The organism is Stenotrophomonas sp. VV52 (assembly GCF_002893095.1).
In the GTDB taxonomy this organism is placed as follows: Bacteria; Pseudomonadota; Gammaproteobacteria; order Xanthomonadales; family Xanthomonadaceae; genus Stenotrophomonas; species Stenotrophomonas aracearum.
Genome location: NZ_PKQQ01000006.1, coordinates 283,526 through 306,107, shown reverse-complemented (window position 1 = coordinate 306,107; position 22,582 = coordinate 283,526). Strand labels below are relative to the sequence as shown.

Annotated in this window: 13 protein-coding genes; 3 read left to right on the top strand and 10 right to left on the bottom strand. The window is 68.4% G+C overall.

Annotation, left to right across the window (positions count from 1 at the left end):
- Positions 1-59 precede the first annotated feature (59 nt).
- Both C2U58_RS12395 and C2U58_RS12390 read right to left on the bottom strand, forming a co-directional pair.
- On the bottom strand, positions 60-1,274 hold the full coding sequence (locus C2U58_RS12395) for an FAD-dependent oxidoreductase (protein WP_102946124.1): 1,215 nt from the start codon (positions 1,272-1,274) through the stop codon (positions 60-62).
- 6 nt (positions 1,275-1,280) lie between these two features.
- Entirely contained in the window at positions 1,281-1,775 is a 495-nt protein-coding gene (locus tag C2U58_RS12390; protein WP_102946123.1) for a lipocalin family protein, read from the bottom strand.
- A gap of 205 nt (positions 1,776-1,980) precedes the next feature.
- On the opposite strand from C2U58_RS12390, the gene C2U58_RS12385 reads away from it, so the two are divergent.
- Positions 1,981-4,386 carry a DUF3772 domain-containing protein gene (locus C2U58_RS12385; RefSeq protein ID WP_102946122.1) on the top strand — a complete coding sequence of 802 codons (2,406 nt, stop codon included), beginning with the start codon at positions 1,981-1,983 and terminating at the stop codon, positions 4,384-4,386.
- A 19-nt stretch (positions 4,387-4,405) separates the two neighbouring features.
- Here the strand turns inward: C2U58_RS12385 and C2U58_RS12380 are convergent, their stop codons facing one another.
- The 3 genes from C2U58_RS12380 to C2U58_RS12370 all read right to left on the bottom strand — a co-directional run bounded on the left by C2U58_RS12380 (position 4,406) and on the right by C2U58_RS12370 (position 14,440).
- Complete coding sequence (locus C2U58_RS12380; protein WP_102946121.1) at positions 4,406-10,423, bottom strand: hypothetical protein; 6,018 nt, start codon at positions 10,421-10,423, stop codon at positions 4,406-4,408.
- Positions 10,424-10,534: 111 nt separating this feature from the next.
- Positions 10,535-12,637 (bottom strand): phosphoglycerol transferase I, encoded by a 2,103-nt coding sequence (locus tag C2U58_RS12375; protein ID WP_102946120.1) that lies wholly within the window; start codon positions 12,635-12,637, stop codon positions 10,535-10,537.
- 162 nt (positions 12,638-12,799) lie between these two features.
- Complete coding sequence (locus tag C2U58_RS12370; RefSeq protein ID WP_172448139.1) at positions 12,800-14,440, bottom strand: AarF/UbiB family protein; 1,641 nt, start codon at positions 14,438-14,440, stop codon at positions 12,800-12,802.
- 179 nt (positions 14,441-14,619) lie between these two features.
- On the opposite strand from C2U58_RS12370, the gene C2U58_RS12365 reads away from it, so the two are divergent.
- Positions 14,620-15,555, top strand: coding sequence for a DUF808 domain-containing protein (locus C2U58_RS12365; RefSeq protein ID WP_102946148.1), 936 nt, complete (start codon positions 14,620-14,622; stop codon positions 15,553-15,555).
- A gap of 135 nt (positions 15,556-15,690) precedes the next feature.
- Here C2U58_RS12365 and C2U58_RS12360 read toward each other — a convergent pair whose 3' ends face one another.
- From C2U58_RS12360 to pdhA, 5 genes are all read right to left on the bottom strand, one after another.
- Positions 15,691-17,244 carry a GGDEF domain-containing protein gene (locus C2U58_RS12360; RefSeq protein ID WP_102946118.1) on the bottom strand — a complete coding sequence of 518 codons (1,554 nt, stop codon included), beginning with the start codon at positions 17,242-17,244 and terminating at the stop codon, positions 15,691-15,693.
- A gap of 124 nt (positions 17,245-17,368) precedes the next feature.
- On the bottom strand, positions 17,369-18,760 hold the full coding sequence (locus C2U58_RS12355) for a dihydrolipoamide acetyltransferase family protein (protein WP_102946117.1): 1,392 nt from the start codon (positions 18,758-18,760) through the stop codon (positions 17,369-17,371).
- Positions 18,757-19,110 (bottom strand): SH3 domain-containing protein, encoded by a 354-nt coding sequence (locus tag C2U58_RS12350; RefSeq protein WP_070207411.1) that lies wholly within the window; start codon positions 19,108-19,110, stop codon positions 18,757-18,759. The genes C2U58_RS12355 and C2U58_RS12350 overlap by 4 nt, the downstream gene beginning before the upstream one ends.
- Before the next feature lies 1 nt (position 19,111).
- The gene (locus C2U58_RS12345; protein ID WP_102946116.1) at positions 19,112-20,179 is read right to left on the bottom strand and encodes an alpha-ketoacid dehydrogenase subunit beta; all 1,068 of its coding nucleotides are present in this window, start codon (positions 20,177-20,179) and stop codon (positions 19,112-19,114) included.
- Positions 20,172-21,254 (bottom strand): pyruvate dehydrogenase (acetyl-transferring) E1 component subunit alpha, encoded by a 1,083-nt coding sequence (gene pdhA / locus C2U58_RS12340; RefSeq protein WP_102946115.1) that lies wholly within the window; start codon positions 21,252-21,254, stop codon positions 20,172-20,174. Before pdhA ends, C2U58_RS12345 begins: the two co-directional genes overlap by 8 nt.
- A gap of 334 nt (positions 21,255-21,588) precedes the next feature.
- On the opposite strand from pdhA, the gene C2U58_RS12335 reads away from it, so the two are divergent.
- Positions 21,589-22,467 (top strand): tryptophan 2,3-dioxygenase family protein, encoded by an 879-nt coding sequence (locus C2U58_RS12335; RefSeq protein ID WP_102946114.1) that lies wholly within the window; start codon positions 21,589-21,591, stop codon positions 22,465-22,467.
- Positions 22,468-22,582: the final 115 nt, after the last annotated feature.

The following is a 22,582-nucleotide window of genomic DNA, read 5'->3' as shown; positions in this document are numbered from 1 at the left end:
CGACAGCGCTGACGCTAGCAGCCGTTGCTTGAATGATGCCTGTAGTGGCGCCGTTTGGGTCAGCGATCCAGGCGCTCGAACCCGAACAGGCCGGCCAGCGGGTGGCGGCGGCGCTCGATCCGGGCCCGCAGCAGTTCGGCACCGATCATCGAATAGGTGATGCCGTTGCCGCCATAAGCCATGGCGAACAGGATCCGCGGTCCCCACTGCGGGTGCGGGCCGAAGAACGGCAGCCCGTCTTCGGTCTCGGCGAAGGTGCCGGCCCATGAGAAGGCGGGTTGCAGCGGCAGGTGCGGGAACAGTTTTCCCACCTGCTTGAGCAGGGTGCCGGTCTTGCCCGCGATGCGGCGGTCGCGCCGGGCGGGAATGTCCACCGCGTCGTCTTCACCGCCAACCAGCAGCCGGTGGTCGCCGGTGCTGCGCATGTACAGATAGGGGCGCGCCGACTCCCAGACCATGGTGTCTGCCAGCGGGCCGAGCAGGCCCGGGTCGATCGGGTCGGTGATGAAGGCGTAGCTGCTGCGGTTGCGCGCCACCTTCTGCTTCAGCCAGCGCTGCCCCGCATAACCGGTGGCCAGCACCACGTGCCGGCTGCGGATGCGCATCCCTTCCGGGGTGGTGGCGGTGACCCCGCGCGCCGTCGGTTCCAGGCGGTGCAGCACCGTGCGGTCGTGCACCGCGCAGCCGGCCTTGGCCAGGCGCATCAGCAGGCGGTAGGTGAGCTGGTAGGGATCGACCCGCGCGGCCAGCGCGCTGAGGATGGCGCCCGGCGCGGGCACGCCGTACTCCGCCCGAACCGTTTCCGCGTCCAGCCAACGTACGTCGAAGCCGTGCTTCCGGCGCAGGTCGTACTCGTCCTGCAGCACCGGCCCGTGCCGGCGCTTGCTGGCGTAGTACAGGCTCTGCATGGGGTGGCAATCCACGCTGCGGAAGCCGGCGGCCACCGCGCGCAGCGCAGGAATCGCCTCTGCGCAGGCGCGGTAGGCCAATACCGCATCGGCTTCGCCGAAGCGCTTGGCCAGGTCGATCAGATGCGTATCGATTTCATACTGCAGCAGCGCGGTACTGGCGGCGGTGCTGCCCCAGCCGATGTCGCGCTGCTCCACCAGCACCACGTCATGGCCGTGCGCACACAGTTCATTGGCGATCAACGCGCCACTGATGCCACCGCCCACCACCAGTACGTCGCAGCTGCGGTCCTCGCGCAGCGGCGGGAAGGCGTGCATCAGCCCGTTGCTGACCGCCCAGAAGGGATAGCCGCTCTTGAGGTCCATGCGCGATCAGGCGGTGGGATGGCCGGTGTGCGGAGTGCGGATCAGCGGGGTCAGGTCGAAGCCCTGCAGGCGCGCCACTTCCAGGTAGTGCTCGGCCGTGGTGGCATCCAGCGTGGGCTCGCGCCCCAGCAACCACAGATACTTGCGGTCCGGGCTGCCGACCAGGGCAACGCTGTAGTCCGGCGCCACCTGGATCACCCAGTAGTCGCCCTTGGTGAAGGGGATCCAGCGCAGGCCCGCTGGCAGGAAGCTCACTTCCAGGCGTGCGGGATCGTTGTCTACCGGGCAGGCCTCGCCCTCTGCTTCCTCCACTTCCCCATTGACGATGCAGCGGTTGACCACTTTGACGTTGCCATTGTCCTTCACCGAATAATGGGCGGTGACGTCGGTGCAGTCTTCAGGCTCGTGCCTGATCGGCAGCCGGGCCAGTTCGTACCAGGTGCCGACGTAGCGCGGCAGCTGCAGATCGGCAACGGTTTTCAGTTCGGCATGGGTGGTCATCGCGGGCCCCGTAGTGGAAGTGGACGCCACGATGCCGGGGCTGCCGCCATGGCCGGGTGAAGCCTGAACGATGCGATTTACACACGCATACTCCGTGTGAACAGGGCTCGGTTTATAGTCCCGGCAGGCGCGGTGGTCCGCGTGAACTCCAGGTGCAGGTTTGTCTTTCCGTCCTCGTAATTCCCTGCTGCGGCCGCTGGCCGCGATGCTGCTGAGTGTCTGGCTGTGCATGGCCCCCGGGGCCTGGGCGCAGGCCCCCGACGATCCCACCGCACAGCCCAAGGCGCAGCTGTCCCAGGCCGGCAAGGAACTGGACGCGATCCGCGACGCGCTGGCCGACGCCGAAACCCGCGAGACCCTGAGCTCGCTGTTCGACCGCGCCATGAAGGTGCAGCGCGACGCCGACGCCGCCCAGGGCGGCCTGCAGCCCGAGCTGGACCAGCTCGACAACCGCCTGACCCAGCTGGGCACCGTTCCGGAAGGCACCGTGGAGGCGCGCGAGCTGGCCCAGCAGCGAAAGTCGCTGACCCAGCAGCGCGCCGATATCGCCGCCGCGATCGCGCGCGCCAAGTTGCTGGCAGTGGATGCCAAGCAGCTGGGCGCGGACATCGAAAAGATGCGCGTCACCCAGTTCAGCGAAGAGCTGGCCCGCAAGGTCAATTCGCCGCTGTCGCCCACGTTGTGGCGGCAGTTCGCCAAGGACGTGCCGGCTGACCTGACGCGCTTGGGCGCGCTGTACCGGCAGGGCGAAAGCACCGCGCGCAAGGCCATTGCCCAGCACGGCTGGAGCGCGCCATTGACCGGGCTGGCTGTGGCGCTGTTGATGTTCTTCCCGCTGCGGCTGTGGTTGCGTGCGGCGGGTCGCCGCTACGCGGCGTCCGAGCGGGCGCCGGACGGTCGCCTGCGCCGCTCGGGCCTGGCGGTGTGGCTGCTGGCGGTGGGTACGCTGCTGCCCGGGCTGGCGGGGGTGGTGGTGGTGGGCTCGCTGGACGCCATCGGGGCCATTCCGCCGCGACTCCAGAACGTGGCCCTCATGTTGCAGGTGGCGACCTTCATCGCGGCCTTCATCACTGCGTTGAGCGCTGCACTGCTGGTACCCAAGCGCCCGTCGTGGCGCCTGCTGAACCTGGACGACGCCGCTGCCTGGCGCCTGCGCAAATACGCCTGGGGTGCGGCCGGGCTGACCTGGATCAGCATCGTGCTGGTCGCACTGAACCGCGCCGCGCGCACCAGCACCATCACCACCGTGGCGGTCGATGGCCTGATCGCGATCACCTACATGGCGCTGATCATCGCCATCCTGGTGTCGCTGGCACGCCTGCACCGCCGCCAGACCGACGAGGCCGAAGCCAAGCTGGAAGCGCAGGCGCAGGCCGACCCGAATGCCAAGCCCAAGGGTCCGCCGCGCCGCAGTGGCTGGATCGTGGTGGCGCGGCTGGCCGGCCACCTGGTGGTGGCCGCGGCGGTTATTGCCACGCTGCTGGGATATCTCAACCTGGCCCTGTTCGTCGGCCAGCAGCTGGTCTGGGGCGCGGTGGTGCTGATGGCCGCCTCGCTGCTGATGAAGTTCGTCGACGACCTGGCCACGTGGCTGTTGTGCCCCACCAGCCGCGTGGGCCGCACCGTCCTGCTGACCACCGGGCTCAGTGAATCGCGCGTCGTGCAGGCCGGCGTGCTGCTGTCGGCAGCACTGCGCATCGGCGTGATCCTGCTGGCCGTGATTGCATTGACTGCGCCGTTCGGCAACCTCAGCGCGCTGTACGGTGGCCTGGATACCCTGTCCAAGGGCATCAGCATCGGCGACAACATCACCCTCAAACCCAGCAACATCCTCTATGCGGTGCTCGCCTTCCTGCTGGTGTGGGGGGTTATGCAGGCGTTCCAGCGCTGGCTGAGCGACACCTACCTGCCCAAGACCGAGCTGGACGCCGGTGCGCGCAATTCGATCAGCACCGTTACCCGCTACCTGGGCATCATCGCGGCGGTGCTGTGGGCGCTGACCGCGCTGGGGATCGGCTTCGAACGCCTGGCGCTGGTGGTCAGCGCGCTGTCGGTGGGTATCGGTTTCGGCCTGCAGGCGATCACCCAGAACTTCGTATCGGGCCTGATCCTGCTGGCCGAGCGGCCGGTGAAGATCGGCGACTGGGTCAAGCTGGGCGACCAGGAAGGTGACATCAAGCGGATCAACGTGCGCTCCACCGAGATCCAGGTCGGCGACAAGTCGACCCTGATCGTGCCGAATTCCGAGCTGATCACCAAGACCGTGCGCAACATGACCATGGGCAACGCGCAGGGCCGGATCCAGATCCAGTTCACGGTACCGCTCAGCGCAGACGTGACGCTGGTGCGGCAGATACTGCTCGATGCGTACACCGACCACGTGGGCGTGCTGGCCGACCCGGCGCCGTCGGTGTTCATCGATTCGATCGCCAACGGCCAGGTGGCGATCAACAGCTTCGCCTATACCTCGGGACCGCGCGCGGTTTACGGCGTGCGCAGCGACCTGTACTTCACCATGCTGCAGAAGTTCGCCGCAGCAGGCATCGCCCTGTCGGCGCCGACCGACATCCACCTGGTCCGGGATCCGGCGCCACCTCCGGAAACGCCCTGACCAGCGCCGGCGGCCGGTCTCAGCGATGGGCCGCCGGCACGCCCAGTGCGCGGTGGTCGGGCAGGATCACCACAGGCGGCTGCAGCTCGCCCTGTTCGTCGTCGGCGTCTTCGTCGGAGGCCTTGCCGCCCTGCTTGATCGGCTTGAGCGCCTTGCCCGGCGACACGTGCGGGGTGCGCGGGCTGCCGCCTACCTTGATCAGCATGCCGGCCGCGTTGCCGCCTTCGCCCAGCCGTTCCTGCAATGCCGGCCCGTACAGGGTCAGCGTGGCAGGGTCGACCAGGTGCAGGGTGCGACTGCCGCTGGCGATGGGCGGGGGCGACACCATTGCGCCGGGAATGCCATCCACGGTGCGCATCTTGATCTCATACAACGGCGAAGCGAGCGAGCTGCCTTCCTTTGCAATGGCCATGCCTTCGCGCATCGCCCAGCGCATGCCCAGGGCGCGGGCGGGCGGGGGTTGCCGACCCATCACCTTCCACAGGAAGCGCAGCCTGCCGCGCGCGGTGCGCTGGACCACGCTGACGCCCACGCGAAGCAGTGCCACGCTGCCGGCGGCCGGGTTGAGCGCGTCCACGGTGCCGCGGCCAAGCACCTTGGAGAGCTCGGCAAGGCGCGGCACGGTGAGCTTCATCCCGGGCCTGGCCAGCACCTTCACCATGCCGCTGGCCACCGGCCCGACCACGATGATCGCTTCCAGGTATAGCCCGAAGGCGGCCATGGCGAACTCGTTGCGGTTCTTCGACGAGATCCGGCGCAGGTTCTCCACGAACGGCACGATGAAGTCCACGGCGCTGAGCCAGAAGGGCGCGCCACCCAGGTAGATCTCGTAACCGGTCAGGGCCATGCCCTCGCCTCCGAAGCTTTCCCTGTCCAGCCAGAAGAACCCGTACTGGACCGGTTCGATCAGCGCATGGAACGGTGAGCGGGTGACATTGTCGCGGTCGCCCGTGCGGGGAGGCACCAGCAGCGGCTCGACGATCACGTTGGAGAGCCTGCCGGCGGCAGGTGCCTTGTCGCTGGCATACGCGTCCCAGTCCACTGGCAGCGGCGTGCCGCGACGGACGTGCACGGTGGCCATGTTGCCGCTGCGCAGGCGAACCTTGCGCTTCTGCAGTTCGCCGCCGAGCGGCAGGGCCCCGTCCAACGGCAACGGCACGATCCGGCTCTGCAGCGGGAACAGCTGGAAGTGGCGCAGCTGGCCGGTCATGTTCAGGGTATACACCACGCCGAAGCGGCCACGATACGGGTCGGTGTCGTTGCGGGTTTCCTGCCGGGCTTCCAGGTCGGGCTCATGCGTGCGCAGGGTGAACACCTGGACATCGCCGCGCCGCAACGCATCGCGCTCTTCTTCGGGTCGCTGGTACAGCGCCTCTTCGATCAGCACGCCGTAGCCACGCTGCGCGTTGCGGAAGTACGCGTCGAAGCGACGCTGATAGCGCGCGTTGATGTCTGCCAGGCGTGGCAGCGTCGGCTTCATGCGCGCATAAGCGTTCTGCAGTGCGGCCTCGTAGCGGGGATTACCCTGTGCGTGGTTGAGCGGCGTGTCGGGAACGAAGGTGCGGCACGGCCGCCAACGGTCGCTGCTGTTGCGCAGCGCACCGCCAGCCACCAGCTCGAAGAACGGGAAGCTGCGGCCGAAGTGGTTGTCGTCGTGGCAGAGCAGGAAGCCGGTGGAATTCCATGCATGTTCGGCGAGCACCCCGGGGAACCGCGGAAACAGCCGGCGGATTTCCGCCTCCACCAACGGCATGCGGTAAGGCAGCGGGGCCAGTACGTCGGCTACCGCGCGCTCGATGTCGGCCACTCGATGGTCGAAGGCCAGCAGGGCCGCCTCGATGCGCTCGGCGCGGCGCATCGGTCGCGAAGATCCCCGGTCCAGCTGGCGGAACACGTACCAGTCGTGGGTTGGCAGGCGTCGTGCCTGCAGGGTCAGCCGTTTGACCAGCTCGGGCACGTCCTTGCCCTCCATCAGGTCGGCCGAAAGGGTCAGCAGTTCACTGAACCGCATCTGCTGCGACAGTCCGCGACGGATGCGCTCGGCCAGGTGCACCCCCGCGACGAAATGGATCGAAGCGATGGTGTTGGCATACACCAGATTGGGCGGCACATCGCGCGTCAGCAGTTCCGGCGCCGCGTCCTGCAGGGCCAGTGTCGTCGCCATGCCGAGCATCGAGGTGGGAACGCGCCCCATGCTGCGCAGGTAATCGAGGAAGTCCAGCCGGATCTCGGCGAAGGTGCGCCCCCAGTTGGACGGCTTGTGCAGCCGGTAGCCCAGCAGCACCCGCGCATCGCGGTTCGAGGGTGGACCCAGGTCCAGCACGATCGCCACCCGCATCAGGCTGGCCAGCAGCGTCGGCGAGGTGGGCGCATGGAGGCTGCCCTGGTACCAGCCGAGCGCGCGCAGCAACGCGGTCTGCAGCACCTCCGCGCGCGGCGTACGCGCCATGGCGGCGACAAAATGGCTGGCACGGTGCACCTGGTCCCAGGCCATCTCGCCGCGTTCGACCAGCGGCCGGGCGAGATACTCCAGCAGGGTCTGGTCGCCAGGAGCGCGCTGCGCAAGGAAGTCAGAAGTGGTGGCGCGAACCTGGGCAAGGTCGCTGGCATCCAGTACATCCCACGCATGCAGCAGGTCCGCGCGCATACCCAGCCGCAGTTCCGCCAGCAGGCGCTCCACGCAGCGTGCCGCACCGTCGTAGTGGGTTTCCTCTTCGGGCCCGCAGCCGCCATGCGCGGTCAGGATGTCCGATACATTGACCCGACCGTCGGAACGGACCTGGCTACCCAGCTGGTACGCGACCGCGCGCAGGGTGGCCAGCTGCGGCATGGCGTCAGGGTCGTGCTGCCAGGTGTCGTTGCGGTCGAGCGGATGCAGCACGCCTGCCGCATCCTGCACAGCCACGTTGCCTTCGACATCCACGCCCAGCCAGCGCGGCACCAGCTGCCGACGCTGCAGCGTGGCCTGCAGCCCAGGCGAGGCCAGCAGTCCGGCGAAGGCATGGAGTGCCGGATGCAGGTTTGTCGTAGTAGCGGTGCCCAGTGCGGCACGATGGTCCTCGCCGGTTGCGTCGGGGTGATGCGTGAGCAGCTGGGCGAGATCCTGCAGCTCATTGCTCGCCTGGCGCCAGGCCGGTTGCATCGGGGTTTGCCGCAGCCAGCGCTCGTGCACCCGCGCGATGGCCAGCAGCAGGCGGGCCTGTGTGCAGAGTAGGGGCATCGCGCAGGGTGCTGTCGAGAGCGGCGGCAACGCGCCGTGGAACTGGAGGGCATTTGCCAGCGGTACCGATGTACCGGGCGAGAACCGGCCGAACCGGTCGGTCATGCGGTAAAGCGCTTCCAGCCAGTCCGACAGCGGAGGCGCCATGCGGCTGGCCAGGCTGTCGGCGATGATCACGCTGCGCCCGCCGCCGCGCACCTGTGCGGTGAGCCCGTCGGTCCCTACCCGCAGGGTAGGGAAGGTGGCGTTCTGGCGGCGCATGTCCAGCCAGATCACAGGCTGCTCGTAGACCTGGCGAAGCTGCTGCTGTGCCTTGCGCCATGCTGCCAGCAGCGGCGAGGACGCGGTGGGCGCCAGGCTCTGCTGTTCAAGCGCTTCCTCCCAGCTGTGGGGCCGTGCATCGAAGCGCTCCCACAGGTGGTTCAGCAGCCGCTGGTGATCCTGCTGCGCCAAAGCGTCGGTGCGTTCGTCCCACTCGACCTCCACGCGACGGGGTTGCGGCGTCGGCGGCGGAGGTGGCGCCAGTTGCCGGTCGAGCGCCGCCAGGCAGGCGTCGAACGGTGCGTCGTCGATCGGCGCGGCAGGCAGCGGTGCGGCGTAGTAGGCCAGCATCTCCGGCATCCGCAGCCGACCATCCGAGCGCACCGGGGCATGCAGCAGGGTGGAGAGGCCGCGCAGCAGGCTGTCGATGGCGGCCAACGCCGCAGGCGGTTGGCCGGCGTCGAACAGCGGTACGGCGCGGGTGTCCTGCAGGCCGCGGGCCAGCACTGGACCGTGCGCGGGATACTCCAGTTGGGCTGGGTCGGCGTGGTGGTGCCAGCACAGCGCGATGACCTCGGCGTGCTGGGACACCTGCAGCAGCAGGCTGCGCGCCAGTGCCATGTTGTGGCCCAGGTGCGAGCGCGGATCGGGCCGCCAGCTGCGCCAGATCGGTTCCAGCCCGCGGATCGGCGCTGCTTTGAGCTGCCGGACCTGGTGCTGAAGCTCCCGAAGCATCGTGGTCTCGTTGGTCGTGGCGGTCTGCCCGTCGGGCAACTGCAGGCGTCGCTCCAGCTGCTGGATGGCGCTGTCGATCGCGAGCGGTCGCTGCGTGCTGGTGGACATGGGGTGGCCCAGGTAAAACCCCAGCGCACAGTCGAGGCGGCCGGGAACGGCATTGTCGAAACAGCCGCCAGCCGTGCGCACGCTGCGCTGCAGGTCCAACAGCAGCACTTCGGTGGGCGTCGACCAGGTGTTGATACCGTCCGCATCGAACTGCGGATGCAGCTGGATCACCGTGCCCGAGGTCGCCCGTGCGGCATGCACCTGGCCGTCGGCCACCCGTATCGTCGAGGGCGGCGTGCGCTCGGCGTACAGACGTTGCTGGAAGTCGTCCTGGCGGTAGAGCCAGCCCAGCTGCTCCCGTATGGCCAGCAGTGCCACCGCGAACGGTGATCCGATCGCGGGACTGAACGCGGTATGCGGAATGGTTACGCTGCCTTGGGTGACGGCGGCATCGCGCAGCGTCCAGAGCGACTCGATCAAGGCGACCTGGTCCTGTGCCGCCGCTTCGTCCTGCCCCGTTGCCCACGGATCCAGCGAACGCGTCGGTCGTCGGGGCGCTTCGCGCCGAGTGTCGACGTCGCGTGGTTCTCCAGCCCGCGTCAACGGTTCGAACCGCGTGCTGCCGGTGCGGGGCGCCGACGTGGCCGCAGCGTTGAACGCCCACACAGCCAGGCCGGCGCCGGCCGTGGCGGTGGCCACGCCGGCCGCCAGGGCTACACCCCGTCGCGGCCCGAACTGCCGCGCCAGCGCAGGCACGGTGGCTGCGCCGGCCATGGCCACAGGCAGCGCAGGGTGCAGCAGGTGCGTGGAGGCAGATGCACCCGTGGCGGCGAGCGCCGTGCAGTGCCGGGGCGCCGACGCGGCATCCGGGAGTTCGGACCTGGCAGGCTCGAACAGCGCGCGTGCGCCGGTGCCGACCCGGTCCAGCTGGTCGAGCGCCGCGGGCAATCGCGCCAGGCGCTGCCCGGTCGTCGTGGCCGGCGCTGCGGTCGGCTGCTGCCGGAACCATAGGGCCCACGCCGTGCCGAGCAGCAGCAGGCGCAGCGGCGTGGACGGCAGTTCCAGTGTCCGGTGCAGCATGCGATGTCCGGAAGCGGCCTGCTGCAGCACGCCCTCCAGCCAGTGCGGCAGCAACGCGATCAGCGGTTCGACCCACGCGCCACCGCGCAACGAGGGCAGCGGCAGCTGGCACAGCCACTCCAACCAGGGCAGCACGCGCCGCGCCTGCAGCACCTGTGGCAGCGCCGCTGCCTGCTGCGACCACGCCAGCAGGCGCGCGCCCTCCGGTCCCAAAGCCGCATTGCTGACGGCATACAGCGCCATGCCGGCCGCGCGCCTGCACTGCAGCTGGCCCAGCCCGCTGAGCAGGGCCGCTACGACCCGGGCACATTCCCGCTGCCACGCGTCCGCCACCGGCATCGGCACGGTGGGCTGGGCGGCAAGCGCGTTGTCGAGCGCCGTGGGTCGGGCTGGCAGCGGCGCATCTCTCAGCGCGGCTGCCAACAGCGTGCCCAGCGCGTCTGGCGACGTGGCGGCAAGCGCTTCATTGAGCCGCGCTTCGACCCGGGCGAGCTCGGAAGGAAGCAGCGGGCAGCGTCGCAACAGGCGCGTCAGCGCAGGGGACAGTGGGACGTCGGTCGTGTCATTGCCATGACCCCACGCCCCATTGCGCAGGCTGACGGGCGCAACGCCGGGTGTCGGTTCCATCGGTGCAGGAACCGCAACGGGCGGCGGCGCCGAGGTGCGGCCCGCGCCCTGCAGTGTGCCCAGCATGATGTGCTCCCCGGATCGACAGCGGCGGGCGCCGATTCTGCCGATCCAGCGTCGATCAGGCTGTGCGTGTCATCGCAGAACGGGCGCGCTGTACAGCCCGCAGCGCCACTTTCAGCCGCGATTGCCACGTCGTGACGGGATCAGCGCAAACGTGTCCACCGCCAGCTTCTCGGCATGGTTCAACCAGGCGCGGATTTCCAGGTCATCCACTTCGTGGTCCAGCCCGACCGGCACCGTGATGCGGCCGTCGGCATCGGGCTGTACCCACTGCTGGGCCACCACCACCTTGCGCTTGGACGACACCGCTTCGATCCAGAAGCCGCGGTCGGGCGACTGTTTCGCGACCAGCTGCAGCATGTACTGGCCGGCGCGGGTGCGGCGGCCCTTCTGGGTAATCATGTGCGCCTGGCGGATGCTCGGGCGCGGGCCGTTGAACGGGTCCAGCGGCGCGTCCACGGCGAAGCCCTGGCGCAGCTGGTCGTCGCGATAAAGCTTGATGCCCTTGTCGCGATTGACCAGCATCGCGCACCAGTCGCCGTCGGCCGAGCCGTCCTCGAAGGCGGTGCAGCGATCCACGTACGCCAGTGTGTTGGCCGGGTCGGCCAGGTCGAACTGCTTGGAGGTGTTTTCCAGGTAGACCGACTTGAGGTCCCAGGTCTTGTCGTACTCCAGCAGCACCGGCGGCTGCACGTGCTGCAGGCCGATCACCACCTGGTTGTCCTCATCGATGCGCAGCTGGCGGGTCTTGTCGCCCAGCCACAGCGAGCGCGAGAAGGCCAGGTAGCGCGGGAAGTCCTTGCCACCCTCGCGGAACGCGGCGGCACTGGCGCTGTTGGACTGCTCCGGGTGCAGCAGCGAACGGCCAAAGCCGATCTCACCGATCCCGGGGTCGACCAGGCTGAGCAGGGTAGCGCCCGAATCCAGGGTCGAGCCGTTGCGCGCGGCCAGCTGGCGCGGCGCGATGTCCTTGCCCAGGAACAGCAGCAGGTTCTCGCGCGTCTGCCTGGCCAGGATGTGGCTCAGGTCATTGGGCATGGCCAGGTGGTCGGAGGCGATCACGATCAGGGTGTCATCCCCGTAGGCGCTGGCCTGGATGCGGTCGACCAGCTTCGAGATCAGCACGTCGGTGCACTTGAGCGCATTGAGCATGCCGATGTTGCCGTACTCGCTCTGGTAGCGGGTGCGCTTGCACGCCACCGGCAGGTGGCCGGCCGGGTGGTGGGTGTCCATGGTCAGGGTGGTCAGCATGAACGGCTGGCCGGCCTTGGACAGCTGCATGAAGCGGTCGAAGGCCTTGTCCAACAGCACATCGTCGTGCACGCCCCACGGCGAGAAGTGCGAACGCGCGATCTTCTGCTGCTTGAACCACGCCAGGTCGTCGACTGCGTCGAAACCGTGCGTGGCCAGGAACTGGCCCTTGCCGGCAAACAGCCCGTTGGCGCCGCCCATGTAGTGGTTGGTGTAGCCCTGCTGCTTGAGATAGTCGCCCAGGCACACTGCTTCGGGCAGGAAGCTGCCCATGCGGTCCATGCTGTTCTCATCGCCCTGCGCGGTGGTCAGCGGCACGCCGCACATGGACGACACCAGTCCGGCGATGGTCCAGCCGCCCCCTTCGGCCGACACCAGGCCGCGCACGTCCAGCGACTGGCCGGCGAGGCGGTTCAGGTTGGGCATCAGCCCCGGGAATGCGGTTTCATCCAGATAGGTGCGTTCCAGGCTTTCGCCGTAGATCCACACAATGTTGCGCGGCGTACGCAACGCCTGCTGCGGGACGCGATACTCCGGCGCCACCATGCTGTAGTCGACCGGACGCGTCTGCTGGTAGAGGCGCTGGCCGTCGCGGTACAGCGGGCTGACCCCGATAGCCACCACCCACAGCGCAAGGAAGCCGGCAAACACGCTGCGGCCGTGTGCGGTGCGGTGCCAGCGCTTGATCCGCGGGGTGAGCAGCGGCAGCAGCGAAAGCAGGACCAGTGCGATGAAGCCGGCGATGTAGCCCTTGAAGTCCGATACACCGGCGCCTTCCATGTCGGCGCCAAGGTGGTACAGCGTTGCTGCATTCAGTCCGTCCCCGGACAACTTGTTGATCAGCCACCACGCGCTGAGCGCCAGCAACAGCACCGACATCAAGCTGGCCTTCCACCATGCCCAGCGACCCGAGGCGAGCAGCAGCCAGGTGAGCAGCAACAGCGACAGCAGCAGGATCCAGGGCATAGGCATCATCGGCAGCGGAGACGAACCGGCTGCCAAGCACACCCACATGACAGGCCGATGACCCGATCATGCATGCACGAACCTGACTGAAATGTTTGTTGAAAACGCGCGCTGGATGCCTACACCGCATCGTGTTGCAAAGGGTAAAGCGCGCGTGAAAGCTCAGCGATGACCGCGTTCTTCCCGCGAGCGCGCACGTCGGTCGAACAACAGTGCGCTGAGGATGATGCCGAGCCCGAGGATCACGCCGATCAGCATCAAGGTGAATGCGATCGCGGGATAGCCGAAGAAATGCCAGCCGGTATCCACCTTCATCATCAACGCCGCAGCAAGAATGAGCGCGGCAGTGACGATGCCCGCCGACACCCGGTTGGCGATCTTCTGCAGGTTCTCCATCAGCCGCGATTCTTCCAGCCCGGTCACCTTCATCTGCAGGCGGTTCTCGGCCAGCAGGGCGAGGATGTCGGACATCTTGCGCGGGCCTTCGCGCAGCAGCTGCTGCACTTCCATCGCCTCACTGGCGAGGTTGGCGGCAGAGAGCGATTTCTTCAGGCGAGCACGCATCACGTGCTGCAGCTGCCGTTCGACGATGCGGCGCGTGTCCAGGTCGGGCGAGAGCAGCCGGCATACGGCTTCCAGGTTGAGCAGCGCCTTGCCGAGCAGACTCAGTTCCGGCGGCGTGCGCAACCCGCTGGCGGTGGCGATCCGCACCAGGTCCAGCACCACGCGGCCCTCGGAGAACGTGCCGCTGGCCGCATAGCGCGCGATGACCTGGCCGGTCTCGCGCAGGTAACGCTCCTCGTCGAAGGCTTCCAGGCGCGTGCTGATGCCGATGATCTCATCGGCCACTTCCTCGCCGCGTCCATCGACGGCGGCGAACAGCAGCTTGAGCAGGCGCTCGCGCAGGCGCGGCGGCATGTGCGCGACCATGCCCAGGTCGAAGATCGCCAGGCGGCCGTCGGGGGTGACCCGCAGGTTGCCCGGATGCGGGTCGGCGTGGATCTCCCCGTGCACGAAGATCTGGTCGATGTAGCCCCGGATCAGGGCGGCGGCCAGCGGTGCCATCGGTTCTTCGGTGCGGCGCACGTCGGGGATCATGTCCACGCGCACGCCCTGCGCCAGTTCCATGGTCAGCACGCGGTGGCTGCAGTAGTCCCAGATCGGCTGCGGCACCCACAGCGGCTTGAACGGACGCAGGTGCTGGCCGAAGCGCTGCAGGTTCTCGGCTTCGGCCTGGTAGTCCAGCTCCTGCATCAGGGTCTTGGCGAATTCGTTGAGCCAGTCGCGCAGGCGCACCCGGCGGCCCACCTGGGTCAGGTGGTCGGCGGCCAGCGCGAAGCTGCGCAGCACTTCCAGGTCCGAACGCAGCTGTGCGGCCACTTCCGGCTTCTGCACCTTCACCGCGACCTCGCGGCCGTCATGCAGCTGCGCGCGGTGCACCTGCGCGATGGAGGCGCAGCCCAGCGGCACCGGGTCGAAGCTGGCGAACAGCTTGGATACCGACGCGCCCAGTTCCTGCTCGATGATGCCGTAGACGCGCTCGACCGGGATCGGCGCCACCTTTTCCTGCATGCGCTCCAGCGCCGTGGCGAATTCCACCGGCACCATGTCCGGGCGGGTGGACAGCATCTGCCCCAGCTTGACGAAGGTGGGGCCCAGCGATTCCAGGTCGGTGACGAACTGCTCCGGATTTCCTTCCGGCGGCAGGTCGTGGACGGCGCGTGAGTCCAGGTTCATGCCCGAAAACACGCCCGAGTGCCGGTAGCGCAGCAGCAAGCGCAGGATCTGGCTGCGGCGGTTCATGCCTTTGACCAGCGAGGGTGAGCCGGGGACGAGGGGCGTGGTAGTCAAGCAGGGCTCCGGGGCGATACAGACCCGCAGTGTCGCCGCCGGGAAGTGGTGGGCTGGTGAATCCCGGCGATCTTCGACGAACGCGGCCGGATCGGGCAGAATCGCTGCCACCCTTCGATTCCTGGATGACCATGGCCGGTGCCAGCCTGTTTGCGTTGCTCGACGATATCGCCGCCCTGCTGGATGACGTCTCCATCCTGACCAAGGTGGCGGCGAAGAAGACCGCCGGCGTGCTGGGCGACGACCTGGCGCTGAACGCGCAGCAGGTCACCGGGGTCAGCGCCAACCGCGAGCTGCCGGTGGTGTGGGCGGTGGCCAAGGGCTCGCTGGTGAACAAGGCGATCCTGGTTCCGGCGGCGCTGGCGATCAGCGCGCTGGAAGCGTGGCTGAAGGGCAAGGGCTATCCGATTCCGATCGTGGTGCCGCTGATGATGATCGGCGGCGCGTTCCTCTGCTATGAGGGCGTGGAAAAGCTGGCGCACCGCTTCCTGCACTCGAAGGAAGAAGACGCGCAGAAGAAGGCCGAACGGGTCGCTGCGCTGGCCGATGAGAAGGTCGACATGGTGGCGTGGGAGAAGGACAAGATCAAAGGCGCGGTGCGCACCGACTTCATCCTGTCTGCCGAGATCATCGTGCTGTCGCTGGGCGTGGTATCGGCCGCGCCGTTCCTCAACCAGTTGACCGCGCTGGTGGTGATCGCGCTGGGCATGACGGTGTTCGTCTATGGGCTGGTGGCGGGCATCGTGAAGCTGGATGACGCGGGGCTGTACCTGTCGCGCAAGGGTGGGGCGCTGGCGGCGTTCGGTCGCGGTCTTCTGGTATCGGCGCCGTGGCTGATGAAGTTCCTGTCGGTGGCCGGTACCGCCGCGATGTTCCTGGTCGGTGGCGGGATCCTCGTGCACAACGTGCCGGCGCTGCATCACTTCGTCCAGGGGCTGGGCGGGGATGGGCAGTGGGGTTGGCTGGTGAGCGCGCTGGGGAATGTGGTGGTCGGCGTGATTGCCGGCGCGGTAGTGCTGGCGGTGGTGACCGGGATCCAGAAGGCGCGCGGCAAGACCGCGCACTGAATCCGGCACTGCTTGGGACACGCGTGGCGTGTCGCTACGCGGGGTGGGCTGACCGGTAGAGCCACGCCCTGCGTGGCTGTCGCGGTGTCGGACATGGCGCAGCCACGCAGGGCGTGGCTCTACCGTCAGGGGTCGTCAGCCGGCTTGGACGCGGTTTTTGCCTACGCGCTTTGCGGCGTAGAGCGCTGCATCGGCGCGCTTGAGCAGCGCTTCGCCACTTTCGCCGGGCTGCCACTGGGCCAGGCCCGCGCTGAAGTGGACCGGTACGCGTTGGCCGTCCAGCTGCAGTGGCCGCTGCGCCAGCGAGCGCTGCAGCCGCTGCAGGGTGGACATGCTGTCGGCGCCCGGGGTTTCGGGCATCAACAGCACGAACTCGTCGCCCCCGATGCGCGCGATGGTGTCCGAGCTGCGCAGCAGCAGCTGGCACACGGTGACCAGGTGGCGCAGGATCGCGTCGCCACCGGGGTGGCCGTGGTCGCTGTTGGTCTGGTGGAAGTCGTCCAGGTCCAGCAGCGCCAGCGCCAACGGGTGGCCGTGCCGTTCGGCGCGGGTCAGTTCACGTTCCAGCAGCTCGTCGAAGCCGCGCCGGTTCAATGCACCGGTCAGCGGGTCGGTACGCACCAGCCCGGAGACGTCTCGCAGTTCCTGTTCCAGCTCGGCAATGCGCGCTTCGGCCTGTTCCACGTCGCGGCGGGCGTTGCCCAGGTGGTCGCGTGCCTGCAGCGCCTGTTCCTGCACGCGGCCGGTGTCCTGCAGCACGTCCTGCAGCAGTTGGTTGAGGTCCGCAATGCTGCGCGCTTCCTTCAGCGCCAGCGCATAGCTGCTGATCCGATCGTGGTACTCGCCGGTGCTGACCGCCATGCCATCCAGCTGTTCGATGAAGTCGCCCATCAGGCTCTTCATGGCGGCCTTGGAATCGACGATTCCCTGCTTGAGCAGGCCCTGCTTGTAGATCACTTCGCGCAGGTTGGCGCGCGCCTGTTCGACCGAGTCGCGGTCCAGCGGGCCGCCGATCAGCGCACGCACCGCATGCAGCTGCCCATGCAGCCAGCTGCTGTCGTCGAGCAGCTCGCCGATGTTCTCGAGCAGCAGGTCGAACAGGCTCAACAGCAGCTCCTGCTGTTCCCGCCAGCCGTCGCTGCGCACGCCGATCTGGTGGGTGAGCTCGCGCAGACGCAGTTCCAGCGGCTGCAGCGGCTGGCCGGGGTGCCAGTGGCGCAGCTCGGCGGCCAGCTGCACCGGCTCGTCCTTCAGTTCGGGCATGTTCTGCAGCAGGCTGGCTACGGTCACGCCCAGGGTCATGCGCAGCAGTTCGCGCAGGCGCAGGCTGTCGGGCGGGCCGTCGGGGCTGTCCTGCTCGATGGTGCGGATGTACTTGTCGATCAGCTGGCGCATGGCGCGGCCGTAGCTGACCCAGTCGGCGCTGCGCTGGGCCGACTGCAGGCGCTGGCCCATGTCGCCCAGCTCGCCGGGAAGGGTGGCCATGCCGTCGGCGAACGCCGCCAGCAGCGGTTCGGGCTGCTCGGCGCCGGCGAACAGGCGTTGCAGCTGGGCGCTGCTGCCGCCCCTGGCGACGGGCGTGTCCACCGTATCCCCGGTCGCCTTGGCCGCGCCCAGGCGGCGCGACAGCAGCCGCCCCACGGCAGTGCCGGGGCCGGGGCTGGGGAGGGCGTCCTGCGGGTCCTTCATGCGGCGGTCTTGGGACAGGGTGAGGTTGGAACAGTATCGGCGCGGCGGGGCCCGGCTTGAACCCCCCCCAAAACGACGACGGCCACCCTGCGGTGGCCGTCGTCACTTCCTCACGTGGAGTCGGTCAGTTGGCCAGCGCGAGGTCGTCCAGCATCGCGCGCAGGAAGCGGGCCGCTTCGCCGCCGGTGGCCGCGCGGTGGTCGAAGGTGACCGACAGCGGGATCACCTTGTGCGCTTCCACGCCGCCCATGACCGGGGTCATCTGGTGGCGGGCACGGCCGGCGGCGACGATGGCCACGCACGGCGGTACCACCACCGGGGTGGCATAGCGACCGGCGAACATGCCGAAGTTGGAGAGCGAGATGGTGTAGCCGCTCAGCTCCGAGGCCGCGATCGAGCGCGCTTCGACCTGCTCACGCAGGCGGTTCACGCCTTCGCGGATGCCGCGTGCATCCAGCACGTCGGCATTGCGCAGGGCCGGCACGAACAGGCCGTCGTCGGTGTCCACCGCGATGCCCACGTCCACGTGTGCGTGCAGGGTGCGGGTCAGGGCGTCGCCGTCGAACCAGGCATTCAGCGCCGGGACCTTCTGGCAACCGACCACGATCGCACGCACCAGGCGGGCGGTCATGTCGTTGCCCGGCGCCCAGGCGTGGATATCGGCGTCGTCGTTCAGCGTGGTCGGCACGACCTTGCTGTGTGCGTCGGCCATCACCCGTGCCATGTTGCGGCGGACACCCTTCAGCTGCTCCGGCTGGCCCTTGGCGACCACGCCCGGCGGCTGGGTGCGCATCGGCTTGCCGGCGGCCGACAACGGCGCGCGGGCTTCAGCGGCGCGCGCGACCGGGGCGGCTGCCGCCACCGGGGCTGCCGCCGCAGGTGCCGGTGCCGCACCGACCTTGGCGCTGCCGTCGGCAGCGGCCTGCTTGACGTCGGCCATGGTCACCGCGCCGTCGGCGCCGGTGGCCCGCACGCGGGTCAGGTCCACGCCCAGCTTGCGCGCGGTGGCGCGCACCGCCGGCACGGCCTTGACCCCGCCTACCGCCACCGCCTGTTCGGCGTGCACGGCGTTGGAGCTCTGCATCGCACCGACCACGGTGCCTTCGTCTTCGCGCTCGGCGCCCGGCTTGGCGATCTCGCCGCCATCGTCGGAAGCCACCACCTTGTCCGGCTGCGCCGGGGCGGTCTGGCCGGTGCTCGGTGTCGGCGCCGGGGCCGCGTGGCCGTGGCTGTGGCCGGTGTCCTGGCCATCGGCGCGCTGCGGCAGGTTCGGGTCCAGTACGAACTGGGCCAGCACGCTGCCGGTGGGAATGATGTCGCCGGCGCCGCCGGCCAGCTTCAGCACCGTGCCGGAGAACGGCGAGGGCACTTCAACCACGGCCTTGGCGGTCTCCATCGAGACCAGCGGCTCGTCCAGCTTGATCACGTCGCCTTCCTTGACGAACCACTCGACGATGGTGGCGTCGGGCAGGCCTTCGCCGAGGTCGGGCAGGTGGAAATTCTTGTTCTCACTCATGTGCAGTTCTCTTCCAGCAGTTCGAGATCGCGGGCCGGCAGCCAGCCCGTCGCGCCGTTCGCGCGTTCGGACCACCACCAGCCGCCGTGTTCATGATGCAGTTTGACCATTTCGCCGCTGTCCACGTCCAGTTCGCGGGCGTCGTAGTCGCGCAGGGCCTCTGCGCGACCGTCGTCCAACCGCTGCAACCACGCCACCGGTGCCCAGCCGGCACGCCCGTCATCGGTGCGTACCCAGGCAAACGCCGGCCATTCCTCGTCACGAACACCCAGTTCGACGATCTGGCCGGTGCGGAACCGGAGCGGGTTGGGGTACTGGCTGCGGTACGGGCCTAGGAGACGGGCCCGCATGTCAGCCTGCCGCCACCGCGCGTTTGGCCGCGCTGACGATCCGGTCCACGCTCGGCAGGTACTTCATTTCCAGGCGGAACAGCGGAATATGGGTGTCATAGCCGGTCACGCGTTCGACCGGCGCGAGCAGGTCGTACAGCGATTCCTCGGCCAGGCGCGCGGCGATTTCAGCGCCGAAGCCCGCGGTCTTCGGGGCCTCCTGCACGATCACGCAGCGGCCGGTCTTGGCCACCGACTCGGCGATGGTGGCGAAGTCGAGCGGACGCAGCGTGGCGACGTCGATCACTTCGGCACTGATGCCTTCGCCGGCCAGCTTGTCGGCTGCTTCCAGCGCTTCCTTCACCTGCGCGCCCCAGGTCACCAGGGTCACGTCGGTGCCGTCGCGCAGCACGAAGCACACGTCCAGCGGCAGCGCTTCGCCGTCGTTGACCACTACTTCCTTGTACTGGCGGTAGATGCGCTTGGGTTCCATGTAGATCACCGGATCCGGTTCGCGGATCGCGGCCAGCAGCAGGCCGTACGCGCGCTGCGGCGAAGACGGCAGCACCACGCGCAGGCCGGGCACGTTGGTGAAGATCGCTTCGTTGGCTTCGCTGTGGTGTTCCGGCGCACGGATGCCGCCGCCCCACGGCACGCGCAGCACCATCGGGCAGTGCAGGCGGCCACGGGTGCGGTAACGCAGGCGCGCGGCGTGGCAGACGATGTGGTCCACCATCGGGTACATGAAACCGTCGAACTGGGCTTCTGCGACCGGCTTCATGCCCTGTGCGGCCAGGCCGATGGTCAGGCCGGCAATGGTGGTTTCATCCAGCGGGGTGTCCAGGATGCGGTCGGCGCCGAAGCGCTGCTGCAGGCCGGCGGTGGCGCGGAACACACCGCCGTTGACGCCGACGTCTTCGCCGAGCACCAGCACCGACTTGTCGTGCTCCAGCTCCCAGGCCAAGGCCTGGGTGATGGCTTCGATGAGGGTGATGGGGGTGCTGGTCATCGTTTCTTCTCCGCGCGCGACGGCGGCGCTGTCGGCGGCGTTGGTCTGCGCGCCGGAGGCGCCGTTCTTGATCTCATCCATGGCGCTGCTCCAGGGCAATCGCCTGGGCGCGCTGGGCCAGCAGGTCCTGCGGCGGATCGGCATACAGGAAGTCGAACATCGCCTCGACCGGCTGCACCGGGGTGTTGAGGTACAGGTTCACTTCCTCGTCCACGCGCTTGCCGCACTCGACGGTCCACGCCTGTTCTTCTTCCTCGCTCCACACGCCGGCACCGATCAAGTACTTGCGCAGGCGCAGCATCGGTTCGCGCTGCCAGGCGTCCTTCACCTCGGCATCGTCGCGGTAGCGGCGCGCGTCATCGGCGGTGGTGTGGTCGGACAGGCGGTAGGTCATCAGTTCCAGCACGGTGCCGCCGTCGCCGGCCAGCGCGCGCTCGCGCGCCTGCAGCATGGCGGCCATCACCGCGATCAGGTCGTTGCCGTCCACCTGCAGGCAGTGCAGGCCACCGGCCAGGCCCTTCTGGGCCAGCGTTTCCGCACCGGTCTGGGCCGAACGCGGCACCGAGATCGCCCAACCGTTGTTGACGATGCACAGGATCAGCGGCAGCTTGTAGGCACCGGCCGAGTTCAGCGCAGCATAGAAGTCGGTCTTGGAGCTGCCGCCGTCGCCGCAGACGGCCACGGCGATCTGCTTCTCCTGGTTGAGCTTGAACTTCAGCGCAGCGCCGGCGGCGTGCAGGCACTGGGTGGAGATCGGCACGCAGAACGGGAAGTCCTTGGCCGCATTGCCGCCGTAGTCGTTGCCGCGCTCGTCGCCGCCCCAGTACATCAGGACGTCGCGCGGGCGCACGCCACGCATGAACATGGCGCCATACTCGCGGTAGGAGGGGGCGAACACGTCGTCTTTCTGCATGGCCGCGCCGATGCCCACGTGCGCGGCCTCATGGCCCAGGCAGGCGGCGTAGGTACCCAGCTTGCCGGTACGCTGCAGCGCGATCGACTTGCCGTCGAACACGCGCACGAACAGCATCTGCTTGAACATCGGCAGCAGCGCGCGCGGGTCGCGCAGGGCTTCGGGCAGGTCATCGCGGACGAGCGTGCCGTCCGTGTCCAGGTACTGCAGGTATTCGATCTTGAACTCAGCGGCAACCGTCATTGCGTACTGCACCTTCGACAGGAAGTTACAAATGATATGAATTGCCATGTTAAGGAAGGCGTATGAAAAAGCCGTCCTGCGGCGCAGCAAGAACTGCCCCGGGCAGCACCCCGGTATACCCCGGGAAGGACCACCAACGCCAATAACATCAACGTATTCAGTTGTATCAACGGCGCATGAGCGGTTCGCCGCCTGCGGCCCCGCCCAAGCCGGTCCCGGCCGCCGTCCGCGCTGAACGCGGGACACCGCCGGTTCCACACGCCAGCGTAGGGTGCGGCCTGCCCAGCGACCCGGCCACTGCGCTACCCTTTCTGCCCCTCAAGCGGTCCCCGCCATGTCTGTCGACAAGAACCAACGCGATCTGGAAGCCGGCATCCACACCGACCTGGAAGGCCGCCTGACCTACGGCGGCTACCTGCGGCTGGACCAGCTGCTCTCGGCGCAGCAGCCGCTGTCCAACCCGCCGCACCACGACGAGATGCTCTTCATCATCCAGCACCAGACCTCGGAGCTGTGGCTGAAGCTGCTGGGGCACGAGCTGCGCGCGGCGATCGGCTTCCTGCAGAACGACCAGGTCTGGCAGTGCCAGAAGGTGCTGGCGCGCAGCAAGCAGGTGCTGCGCCAGCTCACCGAACAGTGGTCGGTGCTGGAAACGCTGACCCCGTCCGAATACATGGGCTTCCGCGACGTGCTGGGCCCGTCGTCGGGCTTCCAGTCGCTGCAGTACCGCTACATCGAGTTCCTGCTGGGCAACAAGAACGCGCAGATGCTGCAGGTGTTCTCGCATGACCCGGCGGGGCAGGCGCAGCTGCAGCAGGTACTGGACGCGCCCAGCCTGTACGAGGAGTTCCTGCGCTACCTGGCACGCTTCGGCCACGACATCCCGGCCGGTTACCAGGCGCGCGACTGGCAGTCGCCGCATGTTTCCGACGACACGCTGCTGCCGGTGTTCGAGCGGATCTACCAGAACACCGACCGCTACTGGCGCGAGTACGCGCTGTGCGAAGACCTGGTGGACCTGGAAACCGCCTTCCAGCTCTGGCGCTTCCGCCACATGCGTACGGTGATGCGGGTGATCGGCTTCAAGCGCGGCACCGGTGGCTCCAGCGGGGTGGGCTTCCTGCGCCAGGCGCTTGAGCTGACCTTCTTCCCGGAGCTGTTCCAGGTGCGCACCACGATCCGCAACGACGATCCGCTGCCGCCGGAGGCCTGAGCCGGCGCGGCGCTTCCGCCACCCATTCATGTTTGCCTGCCAGAACCGCCGTACGGTGCGGCAGGCCCCGCCGTTGCTGCGCTGGCGGCGGTGGGGCGATGGTTGCAGGTGCAAG

What these genes read in the sequence shown, in the direction of transcription:
- C2U58_RS12375 (WP_102946120.1), bottom strand. Translation starts at nt 12,637, where the DNA reads ATGCCCTGGATCCTGCTGCTGTCGCTGTTGCTGCTCACCTGGCTGCTG.
- C2U58_RS12335 (WP_102946114.1), top strand. Translation starts at nt 21,589, where the DNA reads ATGTCTGTCGACAAGAACCAACGCGATCTGGAAGCCGGCATCCACACC.
- C2U58_RS12385 (WP_102946122.1), top strand. Translation starts at nt 1,981, where the DNA reads ATGCTGCTGAGTGTCTGGCTGTGCATGGCCCCCGGGGCCTGGGCGCAG.
- C2U58_RS12365 (WP_102946148.1), top strand. Translation starts at nt 14,620, where the DNA reads ATGGCCGGTGCCAGCCTGTTTGCGTTGCTCGACGATATCGCCGCCCTG.
- C2U58_RS12350 (WP_070207411.1), bottom strand. Translation starts at nt 19,110, where the DNA reads ATGCGGGCCCGTCTCCTAGGCCCGTACCGCAGCCAGTACCCCAACCCG.
- C2U58_RS12355 (WP_102946117.1), bottom strand. Translation starts at nt 18,760, where the DNA reads ATGAGTGAGAACAAGAATTTCCACCTGCCCGACCTCGGCGAAGGCCTG.
- C2U58_RS12345 (WP_102946116.1), bottom strand. Translation starts at nt 20,179, where the DNA reads ATGGATGAGATCAAGAACGGCGCCTCCGGCGCGCAGACCAACGCCGCC.
- C2U58_RS12390 (WP_102946123.1), bottom strand. Translation starts at nt 1,775, where the DNA reads ATGACCACCCATGCCGAACTGAAAACCGTTGCCGATCTGCAGCTGCCG.
- C2U58_RS12395 (WP_102946124.1), bottom strand. Translation starts at nt 1,274, where the DNA reads ATGGACCTCAAGAGCGGCTATCCCTTCTGGGCGGTCAGCAACGGGCTG.
- C2U58_RS12370 (WP_172448139.1), bottom strand. Translation starts at nt 14,440, where the DNA reads ATGAACCGCCGCAGCCAGATCCTGCGCTTGCTGCTGCGCTACCGGCAC.
- C2U58_RS12360 (WP_102946118.1), bottom strand. Translation starts at nt 17,244, where the DNA reads ATGAAGGACCCGCAGGACGCCCTCCCCAGCCCCGGCCCCGGCACTGCC.
- pdhA (WP_102946115.1), bottom strand. Translation starts at nt 21,254, where the DNA reads ATGACGGTTGCCGCTGAGTTCAAGATCGAATACCTGCAGTACCTGGAC.
- C2U58_RS12380 (WP_102946121.1), bottom strand. Translation starts at nt 10,423, where the DNA reads ATGCTGGGCACACTGCAGGGCGCGGGCCGCACCTCGGCGCCGCCGCCC.